General features: G+C 65.5%; 16 protein-coding genes. 8 read left to right on the top strand and 8 right to left on the bottom strand.

The features are described 5' to 3' along the window. Positions 1-94 precede the first annotated feature (94 nt). The 5 genes from Q7I88_RS02585 to Q7I88_RS02565 all read right to left on the bottom strand — a co-directional run bounded on the left by Q7I88_RS02585 (position 95) and on the right by Q7I88_RS02565 (position 3,262). Positions 95-847, bottom strand: coding sequence for a winged helix DNA-binding protein (locus Q7I88_RS02585; RefSeq protein ID WP_305097476.1), 753 nt, complete (start codon positions 845-847; stop codon positions 95-97). Then, the gene (locus Q7I88_RS02580; RefSeq protein ID WP_305097475.1) at positions 840-1,037 is read right to left on the bottom strand and encodes a hypothetical protein; all 198 of its coding nucleotides are present in this window, start codon (positions 1,035-1,037) and stop codon (positions 840-842) included. The genes Q7I88_RS02585 and Q7I88_RS02580 overlap by 8 nt, the downstream gene beginning before the upstream one ends. A 187-nt stretch (positions 1,038-1,224) precedes the next feature. Beyond that, positions 1,225-1,446, bottom strand: coding sequence for a helix-turn-helix domain-containing protein (locus tag Q7I88_RS02575; RefSeq protein ID WP_305097474.1), 222 nt, complete (start codon positions 1,444-1,446; stop codon positions 1,225-1,227). Positions 1,447-1,711: 265 nt separating this feature from the next. Further along, the gene (locus Q7I88_RS02570) at positions 1,712-2,047 is read right to left on the bottom strand and encodes a hypothetical protein (RefSeq protein WP_305097473.1); all 336 of its coding nucleotides are present in this window, start codon (positions 2,045-2,047) and stop codon (positions 1,712-1,714) included. 108 nt (positions 2,048-2,155) lie between these two features. Beyond that, positions 2,156-3,262 (bottom strand): tyrosine-type recombinase/integrase, encoded by a 1,107-nt coding sequence (locus Q7I88_RS02565; RefSeq protein ID WP_305097472.1) that lies wholly within the window; start codon positions 3,260-3,262, stop codon positions 2,156-2,158. A 222-nt stretch (positions 3,263-3,484) separates the two neighbouring features. Between Q7I88_RS02565 and Q7I88_RS02560 the strand changes: the two genes are divergently transcribed. Further along, on the top strand, positions 3,485-3,970 hold the full coding sequence (locus Q7I88_RS02560; protein ID WP_305097471.1) for a PH domain-containing protein: 486 nt from the start codon (positions 3,485-3,487) through the stop codon (positions 3,968-3,970). Continuing rightward, complete coding sequence (locus Q7I88_RS02555; RefSeq protein ID WP_305097470.1) at positions 3,967-5,496, top strand: PH domain-containing protein; 1,530 nt, start codon at positions 3,967-3,969, stop codon at positions 5,494-5,496. The genes Q7I88_RS02560 and Q7I88_RS02555 overlap by 4 nt, the downstream gene beginning before the upstream one ends. Before the next feature lie 84 nt (positions 5,497-5,580). Here Q7I88_RS02555 and Q7I88_RS02550 read toward each other — a convergent pair whose 3' ends face one another. Both Q7I88_RS02550 and Q7I88_RS02545 read right to left on the bottom strand, forming a co-directional pair. After that, a complete protein-coding gene (locus Q7I88_RS02550) occupies positions 5,581-6,012 on the bottom strand; it encodes a PRC-barrel domain-containing protein (RefSeq protein ID WP_305097469.1) in 432 nt (143 codons plus the stop codon). 178 nt (positions 6,013-6,190) lie between these two features. Further along, positions 6,191-6,496 carry a GNAT family N-acetyltransferase gene (locus Q7I88_RS02545; protein ID WP_305097468.1) on the bottom strand — a complete coding sequence of 102 codons (306 nt, stop codon included), beginning with the start codon at positions 6,494-6,496 and terminating at the stop codon, positions 6,191-6,193. A gap of 55 nt (positions 6,497-6,551) precedes the next feature. On the opposite strand from Q7I88_RS02545, the gene Q7I88_RS02540 reads away from it, so the two are divergent. Together Q7I88_RS02540 and Q7I88_RS02535 are read left to right on the top strand one after the other, a co-directional pair. After that, positions 6,552-7,547 (top strand): threonine aldolase family protein, encoded by a 996-nt coding sequence (locus Q7I88_RS02540; RefSeq protein ID WP_305098545.1) that lies wholly within the window; start codon positions 6,552-6,554, stop codon positions 7,545-7,547. After that, entirely contained in the window at positions 7,544-8,482 is a 939-nt protein-coding gene (locus Q7I88_RS02535; RefSeq protein WP_305097467.1) for a DMT family transporter, read from the top strand. The genes Q7I88_RS02540 and Q7I88_RS02535 overlap by 4 nt, the downstream gene beginning before the upstream one ends. On the opposite strand, the gene Q7I88_RS02530 is transcribed toward Q7I88_RS02535, so the two are convergent. Then, complete coding sequence (locus tag Q7I88_RS02530) at positions 8,442-9,236, bottom strand: Rossmann-fold NAD(P)-binding domain-containing protein (RefSeq protein ID WP_305097466.1); 795 nt, start codon at positions 9,234-9,236, stop codon at positions 8,442-8,444. The genes Q7I88_RS02535 and Q7I88_RS02530 overlap by 41 nt on opposite strands. A gap of 50 nt (positions 9,237-9,286) precedes the next feature. Between Q7I88_RS02530 and pepN the strand changes: the two genes are divergently transcribed. From pepN to Q7I88_RS02510, 4 genes are all read left to right on the top strand, one after another. Then, entirely contained in the window at positions 9,287-11,941 is a 2,655-nt protein-coding gene (gene pepN, locus Q7I88_RS02525) for an aminopeptidase N (protein ID WP_305097465.1), read from the top strand. Then, positions 11,934-12,707 carry a peptidoglycan editing factor PgeF gene (gene pgeF / locus Q7I88_RS02520; protein ID WP_305097464.1) on the top strand — a complete coding sequence of 258 codons (774 nt, stop codon included), beginning with the start codon at positions 11,934-11,936 and terminating at the stop codon, positions 12,705-12,707. Before pepN ends, pgeF begins: the two co-directional genes overlap by 8 nt. A 175-nt stretch (positions 12,708-12,882) precedes the next feature. Continuing rightward, positions 12,883-13,452 (top strand): ubiquinol-cytochrome c reductase iron-sulfur subunit, encoded by a 570-nt coding sequence (gene petA, locus Q7I88_RS02515; RefSeq protein WP_305097463.1) that lies wholly within the window; start codon positions 12,883-12,885, stop codon positions 13,450-13,452. Between the two features lie 17 nt (positions 13,453-13,469). Then, entirely contained in the window at positions 13,470-14,753 is a 1,284-nt protein-coding gene (locus Q7I88_RS02510; RefSeq protein ID WP_305097462.1) for a cytochrome b, read from the top strand. Positions 14,754-14,759: the final 6 nt, after the last annotated feature.

The raw sequence follows: 14,759 nt of genomic DNA, 5'->3' as shown, positions 1-14,759 counted from the left end.
GTCCCGGCGCAAATCGAACGAAGAGGATGCTGCGATTACGTTCATGGCGGGCACTATCGCGCCAACCCAACGCGAGGCTCTACGGACGGCAAGGCTAGCCCGCATTAGGCGCAAACTCCTCAAGGAGGCGCTGAGCCTGATAGCCAAGCTGTTCGCCAGCGAAGGCATCGGCGGCGGCGAAAAGCCAGCCTTCAAGCTTCTTCCGCTCTTCCGATGTGATGGCGTCCGCGTTCCGGTCGATCTTCGTGAACGCCCTCTCGAACATGACCAGTTGTGTTTCGGTGGCGAAGTCGTTGAAGCGCTTCGGCAGGAGCGCCAGGATCGAAACCCTGTCCCCCCTGCCAAGCTCTTCTTGAACCTGCTCGCACGGCGCGCTTTGCGCGCTGTGCAGCTTAGCTGAATCTATTCTGTGGTTCTCTTCAGGCTCTATTCCTTTATCTATTCGGGGGGCGAGTTGACCCCCTATAGAGGGGGCGAGTTGACCCCCTATAGGGGGCGAGTTGACCCCCTGTTGGGAGGGGGCGAGTTGACCCCCTATGGTATCCGTCGCCATGCTGTCCGGGATCACCCGCACGACAAAGCCGCGGCGGTTGAGTGTGTCAGTGTCGCGGGTGAGATAACCGTACTCAATCAGCCGAGCAGTCGACCGCTTCACGTTCTTGCGATCGGTGTTCGCTGTCTGCGCCAGCTTGCGGTCACCAGCATAACAACCCTGGCCCTTGCCCTTCGCCAAGCTCAGGCCGTCGTGCAGACTGATCGCGCCGAGTACCCGCAGGTCCATACCGGACAGCCGCCGATCGCCAAGCGCGCGCCGCGGGAGCGTGGTGAATTCACGCTCGTCAGCCATCGCTGGCCTCGATCACCGCGCCCTCGGCGATCAGTGCTTGCTCGGCTTCCTCTCGCGTCCGGAACGGCGCCAAGCGGGCAGCAAAGCGCGAGTTTCGGACGCCGGGCTCGACGTGATGCGAGCAAGGTTCCCAAGCCGCGAACAGGTCGCCGAGCTCGGCGTGTTGGCCGCGGAGATACTGTGCGCTCATGACCGGCCCCTGCCTGCGCGACGCTTGCCGAGCTGCCACCGCGGTCGCCACAGCAGCGCCCTCAGACGCATTGCCATCGAGGCATTCGCTTGGAGAATGGGACGGGTTCTGTTAGGGCCGAAACGTCCGCCGCAATGGACATTCCAGCCCTCGCGCTCTTGCCCGGCGCGAGGGCTTTTCGCTGCGTTCATAGGACGTCGAACCCGGTGAGCTTGTCGCCCTCGGTGAGCTTGTCGCCCTCGATCAACTTGCGCAACGATTCAGCCGGCACGAGTACGCGCCCGCCGATTTTGCGGGTCTCGAGTTTTCCCTCACGTGCCAGGCGCCAGAGAGTGGGCCGCGATAGCGTCGTTGCCGCCATCGCTTCTTCGATGCTGTAAGCCAATTTGGGAGTACTGGGGTGTTCCATTGTGCCGCTCCTTTGTTCAGGGCGGCACACCAGTTATCGGGCGATTCGAGGCTGCACTACGGACGCTCGAACTTCGCGACGTCGCGAAGCCCCAGAACGTCACGTTGACGTGACATTTCGGGAGGAACTTGCCGTCAACAGCAAGTTCCGAGCGCCTGGAGCCTCGTGTTGACGCGAGGTTTCGGCAGAACCTCCCGTCAACGGGAGGTTTCAGGCCTCCCGCCAACGGTCAGTGCAAACGTCGCGACGTCGCGACCTTGTGGGCTCAAATGCCGACGTCGCCTTCTGGGTCGTGCGGCTTGTCCTCCACTCCCTCGTCGGGATCGGCGATCGGACACCCCGGCCCCGCCAAGCCGTAGTAGTAAAGCGATCCGAGTGCGGTGTTTATGCCGTCTTCGTCGCACTGGCCCGCGGGGTCGTCGTCTTCCATGTCGGTGTCGCCGTCGATCTCGTCGAGCTCGTCGATCGCTCGCTGGAGCAACGCTTCCACTGCACTGCGCGGAGCGGCCGGGGCGCCCATGATGTAGGCGAGCGTCCGCGGCAGCTCCACGATCGGGGATGCATTGTTGAGCCCGCTAGGGCTATGGGCTTGGGTAGCCATCTTCTCGACTCCTTCGTAGTCGGTTGGTGGTCAGGCCGGCGGGGGCGCTCCTACGCTCCCGTTCGGCCGCTCTATCGCCCGGTCACCCGGGAGATTCCTTCGTCTCCTTCACAGCGCCAGCCTCGCCAGCGCGTCTTTCGCCGCGGTTGCGGTCAAATGGCCGTAGTGCCGTTCGATCATCGCAACCGACGTGTCGGCCAGCTGCGCCACGGTCAGTAGCGGCACGCCGGCAACGACAAGGTCGGTCAGTACACAATGCCGCAGGACGTATGCCGTGGTACCGGAAGGCAGTCTGGCGGCCTCGCGCGCGGCGCGTATCGGATCCTGCCAACTATCGCGGTTCCATTGCCGCCCGTCCGCGGTCGTGAACAACCACGCGCCCGGTAGCTTTCCCTTGCCTTGCTTCGTCAAGAACGCGGTGATGTTGTCGGGCAGCGACAACTGGCGAGGTCGCCCGCTCTTATCGGTGCCGATCGACAATGTGCCGGTGCGTTTGTCGAAATCCGCCACCTTCAAGCCCGCCAAGGCGCCGGGACGCAAGGGCAGCATCAGCATGGCGCGAAAGAACGCCTGTGCGGCAGGCTCCATGGCCTGCAGGAGCCGCTGGCGCTCGGCGCGGTCCAGATAGAGCGCCCGCCTGCCATCAGCCCCGGAGGCGGGCCGCAACGCTTCCTGCCACGCTGCATCGGTTCCCGGGGGACCGTCGACCTTGACGCGCTTGAGCGCGGCCCGGAGCGGCACCATGGCCCGATTAATCGTGGAGGGCTTCCCGGTGAGCCGTCCGCGCCAAGCCTCGAGATGATGCCGGCGCAGCCTGTCGAGCTTCACGGCCGCAATTGGGTCGCCATAAACCAATCGCTCGAGCGTGGCCTTGTCGTTTCCCTTGGCGCTGTAGGCGCGGCAGGCGTCGGCGACGGTTTCAAGCTTCGCATCGCGCAGCCCGCCCGTCTCGACCTCGACCGCAAACCCCTCGGCCTCGCCTTTAGCGGCGGCGAAGCGGTCGCTTCCGGGAAGGTCGCCAAAGTCGCCGAGCGACTTCACCCGGTACTTGGTCGCCACGTCGTCATAGGCGCGCGCGATCCACGTTCCCGGGCCGCCATCGGCCGCGGGGCGATAACCGACAAAACACCCGCGCCTGAGTCGCTGCCAGTGAGGCTGCTTGCCAGGGTTGGACTTCAGCTTCGATCGCTCGCCAACCTTGCTTAGGTCCGCCATGCCGTTTGTCCCGTGTCGAATGTGTGTCGAATACACGGGGAAACATTATGACGCAAGCGGAGACAGATTATCGCGCTAAGACAATGGGCTCGGCATTTCAGGATGTTTCGGCGTTAGTCCGCGCCGCAACCTTGGTAAGGGTGAGGCCGGGAGTTCAATCCTCCCCAGCAGCACCAGTTCCCTGCCTTGCCCGGCGCGCCGTCTTATCTATATAAGACACCTATGGATGATGTTCCCAAGGTCCGGGTGGGGGGCGATCTCACGCCGCTGCATCCCAACCACGTGAAGGTCCTGCGCCTGCAGGCCATCATCTTCACCGTGCCGTTCGTGGTCGCTGCGCTGGTGCTGGAAATCGCCGGTATCCTGCCCACCGGCTCGGTGATCGTGCCGATCCTCGCTTTCGCGCTCTGGCTGGTAATCCGCATGCCTTTGCGGCGCCATTACGCGCGCGGTTTCCGCGTTTCGTCCGACCGCCTACGCGTGGTGCGCGGCATCCTGTTCCGGTCCGACACCGTTGTTCCGTTCAGCCGGGTCCAGCACATCGACGTGACCCGCGGGCCGATCGAGCGGTACTACGGTCTCGCCACGCTGGTCCTGCACACCGCGGGCACCCACAACGCGTCGGTCCTGCTGCCGGGGCTCGGCGAAGAAGAAGCAATGGCGATGCGCGAGGCGATTCGCGAGACGATCGCCCGCGCCGCTCAATGACCGGCATGGCGGCCGCGAGCGAAGCCGCGAAGCGGACCGATCCGCGCGGGCTTGTGGTCATGGCGCTGACGGCGCTTCTGCGCGGCGGGATACCGGCGCTGGCGGGCATCGCCGGCACCGGGACGCTCGCCCTGGGCCTGCTCGTCGTCGGCCCGATCTTGGCCGCCATTCTAGCGGTGAGCATGGCGGTTGCCTGGCTCAGCTGGAGCAAGCTGACCTATACCACCGGCGCCGATAGCATCAGGGTCGAGAAGGGCCTTCTGAGCCGCCATGCGCGCGCCGTTCCCTACGAACGCATCCAGGACGTCAGCCTCGAACAGAAGCTGCTGCCGAGGATCTTCGGGCTCGCCGAGGTCAAGTTCGAGACCGGGGCGGGCGGCAAGGACGAGCTCTCGCTCGCCTATCTCTCGCTCGAAGAGGCCGAGCGGCTTCGCGAGCTGGTGCGCGAGCGGAAGAGGCAGACGGCGAGAGCTGGCGATACCGCACCGGATCCGGTCGAGGTCGAGCAGCAAGCAGCGTCCGCCCCGGTCCTGTTCGCGATGGACAATCGGCGCATCGCCACCTTTGGCCTGTTCGAATTTTCGCTGGTCATCTTCGCCGTGCTCCTCGGCGCGGCCCAGCAGCTGGATTTTCTCCTGCCGTTCAACCCGTGGGACTGGGATGAGTGGGCGGCCTTCGCCAGCAACCACCGTCACGACTTCGACTGGATCGGTGCGACCGGACGGCTCGGCGCCGCGCTCGCCGTCCTCGTCGGGGTGCTCGCGATCGCCGGGATCGGCTTGCTGACCGGCATCGCACGCACGTTCGCCCGCGAATACGGCTTCACGCTGGAGCGCACATCGAAAGGTTTCCGCCGCCGCCGCGGGCTGTTTACCCGGACCGACGTCGTCATGCCCGTGCACCGGGTACAGGCCTTGCGGCTAGCCACCGGCATCGTGCGACACCGGTTCGGCTGGCAAGGCCTCGAATTCGTCAGCCTGGCGAGCGATCAAAAGAACGCCAGCCACGCGGTCGCCCCGTTCGCGCGGACCGACGAGATTGCCGCGGTGGTGCGCGAGGCGGGGTTCCACCTGCCCGGCGCGGAGACCAACTGGCAGCGCCCGAGTCCCGCCTACTGGATCGACAAGGCGTTGCTGCTTACTGTTCCGGTAGGCGTTCTTGCCGTTGCCGCGGCCCTGTTCGGCTATCCGCTCGTCGCGGTTGGTCTCGGATTGCTGGGGGCGGTCGAAGCGATCGTCCAGCATCAGCACTGGAAGCATGACCGCAATGCCTTCGACGAAGAGCAGGTCTTCGTCCGCAGAGGGTGGCTGGCGCCGCACCTCGACCTGGCCTCGCGAATCAAGGTTCAGTCGGTCGAGATTGTGCAGGGCCCGCTCGCCCGGCGACGCGGCTACGCCACGCTGAGGTTCGGAATTGCCGGCGGCAGGCTCGCCTTGCCCGGAATTCCATTCGCTCGCGCCCAGGAGGTCTCGGATGCCGTTCTCGACAGCGCCGCGGCGATCGATTTCTCGGCCTTGCCCCGTTGACGCGAAAAGGGCCCCGGCGTCTGCCGGAGCCCTTGTTGCTCTGTCTGTGCCCGATCGTTCTGCCGGGCTTTCCTGCGGCGCCGATCAGTAGATCACGCCGTAATAGGTGTAGACGGTTTCGCCGTAGTCGCGGTCCCAAGTGGGCTGGTCGTCGCGTTCGAACGTCGGTGCCTTCTCGAGCTTTTCCTTGCTCATGTCGACGACATAGCCGTCGCGATCTGTGTCATAGTCGAGCGCGTCCCACGGCAAGGGGTGGTACTGTTCGCCCATCCCGAGGAACCCGCCGAAGCTCATCACCGCATATTCGACGCGGCCCGAGCGTTTGCCGATCATCAAGTGGTCGACCGAACCGAGCTTGTCGCCCGAGGTCGAATAGACCGAAGTGCCGCGGACCTTGTCCGAGCTGATCAGGCGATTGGTCTCGTCGCGTTCGAGCGGGCGGCTGCGGTCGAATTCGCGGCGCTGGTCGAGTTCGCCGGCGGAATAGGTTTGGCGCGATTGCGTTGTCTGAGTCATGTGGATCTGCCTTTCCGGATTGTGCCGATGGCGGACGCGATCCTTGCCGGATGCTAGCGGCGGCCAGGGACGGCGTCCCGCGCCTACCGGCGTCTGCAGCTCATCGGCTGGTTCACTTGATCAACGGGCAGGGCCGAGCAATCGTTCCGAAATTCACGCGAAATATCCGATACTTGTCTCAGTTCGGCGTGTCGGCTCGCAGTTCCGACCATTCGGGATGGCGGCGGAACGCCGCGGCCACGTAGCTACACTGGGGAACGATCTTGAAACCCTGCTCGCGGGCATCGTCGACAAGCGCCTCGACCAGCGCGGCGGCAATTCCGTGGCCGCGTGCGGCGGGCGGGACATACGTGTGGTTGGCAATGCGCGCTTCACCTCGCGCAACCCAGGTAAGCTCGGCGTCGCGTTCACCGCCGGGCACCCCGGCCCGGTAGGCGCCACGGTTTGCATCGCCCTCGCGGCGTACTGCAATGATATCGGTCATTTGTGCCAGTCTCCTTACTTGCGTCGAACGGACCGCACGGCCAATGCGTTCCATCATGCAATTCCTGTCCGACAATGCCGCCAGCGTGCACCCGAAAGTCTGGGCTGCGATGCAGGCAGCCGACGAAGCCGATACCCCTTACGACACCGATCGTCTCTCGGCCGAGCTAGACGATCGCTTCGCCCAGGTATTCGGGCGTGAGGTCGCCGTGCTGTGGGTGGCCACGGGAACGGCCGCCAACTGTCTCGCGCTCTCCGCCTTCGTCCCTCCTCACGGCGGGGTGGTGTGTCACCGCGAGGCCCATATCGAGATGGACGAATGCGGTGCGCCCGGATTCTACCTGCACGGGGCCAAGCTGCTGCTGGCCGAGGGCGAGAACGCCAAGCTGAACCCGGACGGCATAGCGGCCGTTCTCGACGCGATTCGGGCCGACGTCCACCAGGTCCAGCCGCACGCCGTCTCGATCACCCAGGCGAGCGAATACGGCTGTTGCTACACTCCAGGCGAACTGGCCAAGATCGACATACTCGCCGGAGAGCGGGGCTTGAAGCTGCACATCGACGGCGCGCGCTTCGCCAACGCAGTGGTCCACCTCGGCCGACCGGCTGCCGAGTGCGCCGGCCCGGCCGACGCACTCAGCTTCGGTTTCGTCAAGAACGGGGCGATGAACGCCGAAGCGGTCGTATTCTTCGATCCCACCGTGGCCGACACGGTGCGCTTCCGCCGCAAGCGTGCCGGACACCTGCAGAGCAAGGGCCGTTTCCTCGCCGCGCAAATCCTGGCCATGCTCGATGGCGACACCTGGCTGCATAACGCCGCAAGCGCGAATGCTGCCGCCCAGGCGATTGGCGAGGGCGCGCGCGAGCGCCTGCTCCATCCGGTGGAAGCGAACGAAGTGTTCGTTCGCTGCACGGCCGCGGAGCGCCAGGCGCTGCGGGCGCAGGGCTTTGGCTTTTACGACTGGGGGGCAAACGCTGCGCGCTTCGTGGCCGCCTGGGACACGCGCGAGGACCATGCCGCCGCGCTGGGCAGGGCAATCGCCGCATTATGAGCTGGAATATCGACCCCAAGCCGCCGCACGCCCTGCTCCGCCCGGCCATCGCCGTGCCCTTCATCCTGGTCGCAGTGATTTGGGGTTCGACCTGGCTGGTCATCAAGGACCAGCTCGCCGCGGCGCCGGTAAGCTGGTCGGTAAGCTACCGCTTCTTCATCGCCGCTGCGGGAATGTTCATCCTCGCCGCATTCCTCAAGGACCGGAGAGGTTTCTCGATGACCTTCGGGGGCCACGTGATGGCGCTGCTCATCGGCCTCACGCAGTTCTTCCTGAATTTCAATTTCGTCTACCGCGCGGAACTGCATCTGACCTCGGGAATCGTCGCGGTGTTGTTCGGGCTGCTGCTGGTGCCCAATGCGCTTCTAGGGCGGTTGTTCATCGGCTCGCCGGTGACTGCGCGCTTCCTGGTCGGTTCGATCGTCGGGCTCGCCGGGATTGCGCTCCTGCTCAAACACGAAGCCGAACTTGCTTCGCTCGACACTTCGGTCTGGCTCGGGATAGCCTTCGCCTTTTCGGGGATACTCTGTGCCTCGATCGCGAACGTCCTGCAGGCCACCAAGACGGCCAGCCGGCGGCCGCTGCTGATCCTGCTCGCCTGGGCGATGCTGTGGGGCGCGTTGGCCGACGCGATCTATGCATGGGCCGTGGCGGGGCCGCCCGTGTTCCCGTCTTCGCTGCGTTACTGGAGCGCGGTCGGCTACCTCGGGCTGATCGGGTCGGTCGTGACCTTCCCGCTCTATTTCGGGCTTATCCGCACGCTCGGTCCGGGCCGGGCTGCCTACAACGGAGTCGTCGTACCGGTCGTCGCCATGGCGCTCTCGACGGTGTTCGAAGGCTATCAGTGGTCGCTTCTCGCCGCCGCCGGGGCGGCGTTGGCGCTGGGCGGCATGTTCATTGCGCTGCGGGCCAAGAACGTCGCGCCAGCGCCCTGAGACCTTCGCGATAGGTCGGATACCGGGGCCGCCAGCCGAGCAGGCGCCGCGCCTTGCCATTCGCCACCCGTCGGTTCTCGGCATAAAAGCCGCGCGCCGTGGGCGAGAGATCGGCTGCTTCGAGCGAGAGCAGGGGCGGCGCCTCCACGCCGAGCAGGCGGCACGCCTCCTCGACGACGTCGTTCTGGCTGGCGGGCAGATCGTCGGCGAGGTTGTAGGCGCCGTTCGGGGCCTCGAGCGCTGCGATCACGCCACGGGCGATGTCTTCGACGTGGACCCGGCTGAAGACCTGGCCGGGCAGGTCGATCCGCCGGGCCCGGCCGCTGCGCACGCGTTCGAGCGCGCTGCGTCCCGGGCCGTAGATTCCCGGAAGCCGGAAGACCCTGGCCCCGAGATCGAGCCACCGCGCATCCGCTTCGGCCCTGGCCGTGCGCCGGCCTGTCCCGGTTGGCGCGCTTTCGTCGACCCAGGCGCCGCCGGTGTCGCCGTAGACCCCCGAGGAGGAAAGGTAGCCGAGCCAGCGCTTGCCCAGCGCGTCGCCATAAGTTTCGAGTACCGGGTCGACCTCTTCTGCGGGGGGAACCGACGAGAGAACGTGGCTCGCGCGTTCGAGCGCGGTTTGCACGGCCCGCGTGTCGGCGAAGGCGAAATCGCCCTCGCGACCGGTCGCCGACACGCTCCATCCGATGCGCTCCAGCGAACTCTTGATTACCTTCGCCGAATAGCCGAGGCCGAAAATGAACATATGCGCCATGCCCGCGTTCTAGCCGCATTGGCCCAAGCAGGAAGACCGGATAATTCGACATGGACATCGTCACATCTCCCACCACCCCCGACGGCAACCCCGAGATGGCCGACGCCGCACCGGACCCGAAGGATCCGCCGCTGATCCGGCGCGAGGACTATACCCCGTTCCCCTGGTTGGTCCCCGAGGTTTCGCTCGATTTCTCGCTGGGTATCGACAAGACCAGGGTGAAGTCGGCTCTGACCGTGCAGCGCAACGCCCGGGCCAATCGCAGCGACGTCCTGCGCCTCAACGGCGACGGCCTGACGGTTGCCGAGGTGCTCGTCGACGGTGAAGCGGTCAACAACTGGTCGATGGATGGCGGCGACCTGATGGTCCCGCTGCGCGAGGATTCGCACCTCGTCGAGGTCACCACCGAGATCGATCCGGCGGCCAACAGCCAGCTGATGGGTCTCTATGCCTCGAACGGCATGCTCTGCACCCAGTGCGAGGCCGAGGGCTTTCGCCGCATCACCTTTTTCCCCGACCGGCCCGACGTGCTCTCGACCTACACCGTGCGGATGAAGGGCTCGAAGGAAGACTTTCCCGTGCTGCTGTCGAACGGAAACCGCACCGCCTCGGGCGAGGGCGAGGACGGAACGCACTGGGCGGAGTGGCACGATCCCTGGCCCAAGCCGAGCTACCTCTTCGCGCTCGTCGCCGGAAAGCTGGTTGCCAACACCGATACGTTTACGACGATGAGCGGCCGCAAGGTCGATCTCGCCATCTGGGTGCGCGAGGAAGATCTGCCGCGCACGGACCATGCGATGGAATCGCTCAAGCGCTCGATGAAGTGGGACGAGGAGGCTTTCGGCCGCGAATACGATCTCGATGTCTTCAACATCGTCGCGGTGAGCGATTTCAACATGGGGGCGATGGAGAACAAGAGCCTCAACATCTTCAACACCAAGTACGTGCTGGCCGACGAGGAAACCGCCACCGACGGCGACTACGACGCGATCGAGGGCGTGATCGGCCACGAATACTTCCACAACTGGTCGGGCAACCGCATCACATGCCGCGACTGGTTCCAGCTCAGCCTCAAGGAAGGCTTCACCGTGCTGCGCGACCAGCTGTTCAGCGCGGCGATGGGCAGCGAGCCGGTCAAGCGGATCGAGGATGTGCGGGTGTTGCGGTCGGTCCAGTTTCCCGAGGATTCGGGGCCGCTGGCGCATCCGATCCGGCCCGACAGCTACCAGGAGATTTCCAACTTCTACACCGCCACGGTCTACAACAAGGGCGCCGAAGTCATCCGCATGATGCGCACGATGGCTGGCGAGGAGCGATTCCGGGCCGGTACCGACCTCTATTTCGAACGCCACGACGGCGAGGCGGCAACCTGCGAGGATTTCGTCACCGCGATCGAGGATGGCGCCGGGCTCGACCTGAGCGAATTTCGCCGCTGGTACGAGCAGGCAGGAACCCCGAAGGTCTCGGCGAAGCTGGAACACGCAGGCGGCACAGCGACCCTGCAGCTCGAGCAGAGCGTCCCCGCCACGCCCGGCCAGCCCGACAAACGGCCGATGCCCATTCCGCTCAGAGTGGCGCTGTTCGACCGGACATCGGGCAAGCATCGTGGGGAGCAGCTCCTTACGCTGACCGAAGCCCGGCAGACCTTCGACTTCCCGGGATTCGACGAGACCCCGGTTCTTTCGATCAACCGCGGCTTCTCCGCGCCGGTTTCGATCGAGCGCGAAGTCGCGGACGACGATCTCGTCTTCCTCGCCGCCCATGACGACGACCCCTTCGCCCGTTACGAGGCGATGCAGGACCTTGTCGTGGGCCACTTGCGCGGCTTGCTCAGCGGGTCGGTCGACGGAGCAAGACGCGATTCCGGCCGCGCAGCGATCGGCGAAGCATTCCGCGCCGTCATCACAGACCGCGAACTCGACGATCTGATGCGCGGCGAACTGCTGACGCTCCCGGGCGAGACCTACCTCGCCGAACAGATGCTGGTCGCCGACCCTGCGGCCATCCGTGCCGAGCGTGAAGGTCTCAAGGCCTGGCTCGGGCAGACGCTCGAGGGCGAACTGGTGGCGATGCACCAGCGCGCCGTTACGGCGCCGGGCGGGATGTCGCTCGAGGCGAAGGGCGCGCGCAAGCTCAAGACGCAGGCGCTGGTCTATCTCGCCGCGGGCAATCCAGAGCGGGCCGAAGCAATGGCGGCGGAGCAGTACGACGCGGCCACGACGATGACCGACCGGCAGGGCGCGCTGATGGTGCTGACCTCGCTCCAGGGGCCGCAGCGCACTCACAAGCTGCTCGACTTCTACAAACGCTTCAAGGATAACGCCCTGGTGGTCGACAAGTGGTTCGCGCTGCAGGCCAGCTCGCTGCACCCCAAGGTGCTCGAACAGGTCAAGGCGCTCGCCGACCATCCCGACTTCACGCTCAAGAACCCCAATCGGGTGCGCTCGCTCTATATGCCCTTCACCGGAACGGCGCAGGGCTTCCACGCGGCGAGCGGTGAGGGGTACCGGATGATCGCCGATCTCATCCTGGCGCTCGATCCGCTCAACCCGCAGACGGCGGCGCGCTTCGTTCCCTCGCTGGGGCGGTGGAGACGTATCGAACCGGGCCGCTCGGCATTGATGAAGGCCGAACTCGAAAGGATCGCCAGGGCCCCGAAGCTCAGCCGCGACACTTACGAGCAGGTCACGCGCAGCCTTGGTTGACGAGCCGGTCGAGGTCATCCGCAGCGCGGCGCTAGCGGGGATACCGCACGGCTTCCTCGGCCGCCGAGGCGGTGTTTCCGAGGGGCTCGTCGCTGGTCTCGACATGGGCTCACGCGGCATGGAGCCGGGAGATCCGCGCATGGCGCCAATCGCCGAGAACCGGCGGCGCGGAGTCGAGGCAGTGCTGCCGGAGGCGCGGCTGGTCACCGTCTACCAGATCCATTCGCCCGACTGCGTCATCGCCGCTGAATGGGACGAAGCGGAAAGGCCGCGGGCCGACGCGCTTGTCACCGACCGGCCCGGCCTCCTCCTCGGCGTCCTCACCGCCGATTGCGCGCCGGTCCTGCTCGCCGACCGCTCTGCCGGCGTCGTAGGGGCGGCGCATGCCGGCTGGCGCGGGGCCTGGGGCGGAGTGCTCGAAGCAGTGGTCGAGGCCATGGAGGCGCTCGGCGCCCACCGCGAGGACATCGCCGCGGCGATCGGGCCGGCTATAGCGCTCGAAAGCTACGAGGTCGACGACCCCTTTCGCGAGCGCTTTACCCAGAGCGACGGCCGGTTTTTCGCACCGGGTCGTGCCGGCCACTGGTACTTCGATCTCGAAGGCTATGCCGAGGCGCGCCTCGAGGCGATGGGCGTGGGCGCGATCGACGCCCTCGGCCTGGACACCTACAGCGACGAGGAGCGGTTCTTCTCTTACCGGCGCGCCACGCATCGCGGCGAAGCAGACTACGGCAGGCAGATTTCGCTGATCGGGCTGCCGCTTTAGCGCGATTTCCGCACCCGGCTCAATCTGGCCAAAATGCCTGTTGGCATGGCGAGCCGCCTCGTCTATCAGCCCGGCCAAGTCGCCCGCCCGGGTCTTCCCGGCAGGGCGATGCATTGAATAAGAAACGGGTCCGCCAATTCCCACCGCAGGCGGAGCCGATGGCAAGGCAGGGATAATGGCGACAACCACCGGCACCGCGGATCACGATACGCATGCCTATGATGACGGCGTTCGCCGCCGCGACTTTATCGAAATCGCTGCTGTGAGTGCGGCCGGCGTTGGCGGGCTCGTCACGCTATACCCACTGATCAGCCAGATGGCCCCGTCGAAGGACGTGCTGGCCGAGAGCACGACCGAGGTCGACCTGTCCAGCATCGAGCCGGGCATGGCGATCAAGGCGGTGTTCCGCAAGCAGCCGCTGTTCGTGCGCAACCTGACGACCAAGGAAATTGCCGCGGCCGACGCGGTTCCGCTCAGCGAATTGCGCGATCCGCAAACGCTTGAGGAGCGGACCAAAGAGGGCAAGACCAACTGGCTCATCACCATGGGCGTCTGCACCCACCTCGGCTGCGTTCCGCTGGGCGCAGGCGAGGGTGAAAATCGCGGCCCGTTCGGCGGCTACTTCTGCCCCTGCCACGGGTCGGCCTACGACACCGCGGCGCGCATCCGCAAAGGCCCGGCGCCCAGGAACCTGGAAGTGCCGCCCTACGAATTTACGACCGACACCACGATTCTGGTCGGCTGAGGCGAAAGAGAGAGACAATGAGCTTTCCCTGGGCGAAGCATTACGAACCCAAGGCGCCGTTCATGCGCTGGCTGGACGAGAAGCTGCCGCTGCCGCGCCTCGTCTACAACTCGCTGGGCGGCGGCTACCCCGTACCGCGCAACCTCAACTACATGTGGAATTTCGGCGTCCTCGCCGGTTTCTGCCTGGTGTTGCAGATCGTCACCGGCGTCATCCTGGCAATGCACTACACCGCCAATGCCAACGGGGCCTTCGATTCGACCGAGCACATCATGCGCGACGTCAACTGGGGATGGCTCATGCGCTATGCCCACGCCAACGGCGCCTCGGCATTCTTCGTCGTCGTCTATCTCCATATCTTCCGCGGCTTCTTCTACTCCTCGTACAAGGCGCCGCGCGAAATGGTCTGGCTGCTCGGCGTGGTCATCTTCCTGCTCATGATGGCGACCGCGTTCATGGGCTACGTCCTGCCCTGGGGCCAGATGAGCTACTGGGGCGCCAAGGTCATCACCGGCCTGTTCGGGGCCATCCCGGCCGTCGGTGAGCCGCTGCAGATCTGGCTGCTCGGCGGCTACGCGCCCGACGCCGCGGCGCTCAACCGTTTCTTCAGCCTGCACTTCCTGCTGCCGTTCGTCATCGCCGGCGTCATCATCCTGCACATCTGGGCGCTGCATATCCCGGGGTCGTCGAACCCGACCGGCGTCGAAGTGAAGAGCGAGAGCGACACCCTGCCGTTCCATCCGTACTACACGGCGAAGGACGGCTTCGGTCTGGGCGTCTTCCTGTTGCTGTACTTTGCGATGGTGTTCTTCTTCCCGAACGCGCTCGGCCACGCCGACAACTACATTCCGGCAAATCCGCTCAGCACCCCGGCGCACATCGTGCCCGAATGGTACTTCTGGCCGTTCTACGCGATCCTGCGGGCCTTCACGTTCGATTTCTTCTTCTTCCCGGCGAAGCTGATGGGCGTGCTGGCGATGTTCTCCGCCATCCTGGTCTGGTTCTTCCTGCCGTGGCTCGACAGGTCGCCGGTTCGCTCGGGCCATTACCGTCCGGCGTTTCGCAAGTTCTTCTGGGTTCTCGTGATCGATGTGCTGGTCCTCGGCTACTGCGGCGGTTCGCCGGCCGAAGAGCCGTTCGTGATGATCAGCCAGATCGCCACAGCCTATTACTTCCTGCACTTCCTCGTCATCCTGCCGATCGTGTCGTCGATCGAGCGTCCGGATCCGCTGCCGTTCTCGATCACCGAGGCCGTGCTGGGATCGGACGACAAGGCAGTGCTTGGCGAGAACAAAGCGTAAGCGCGG

This window comes from Croceibacterium aestuarii, assembly GCF_030657335.1.
Lineage (GTDB): Bacteria > Pseudomonadota > Alphaproteobacteria > Sphingomonadales > Sphingomonadaceae > Croceibacterium_B > Croceibacterium_B aestuarii.
This window is presented reverse-complemented; position numbering and strand designations above follow the sequence as displayed.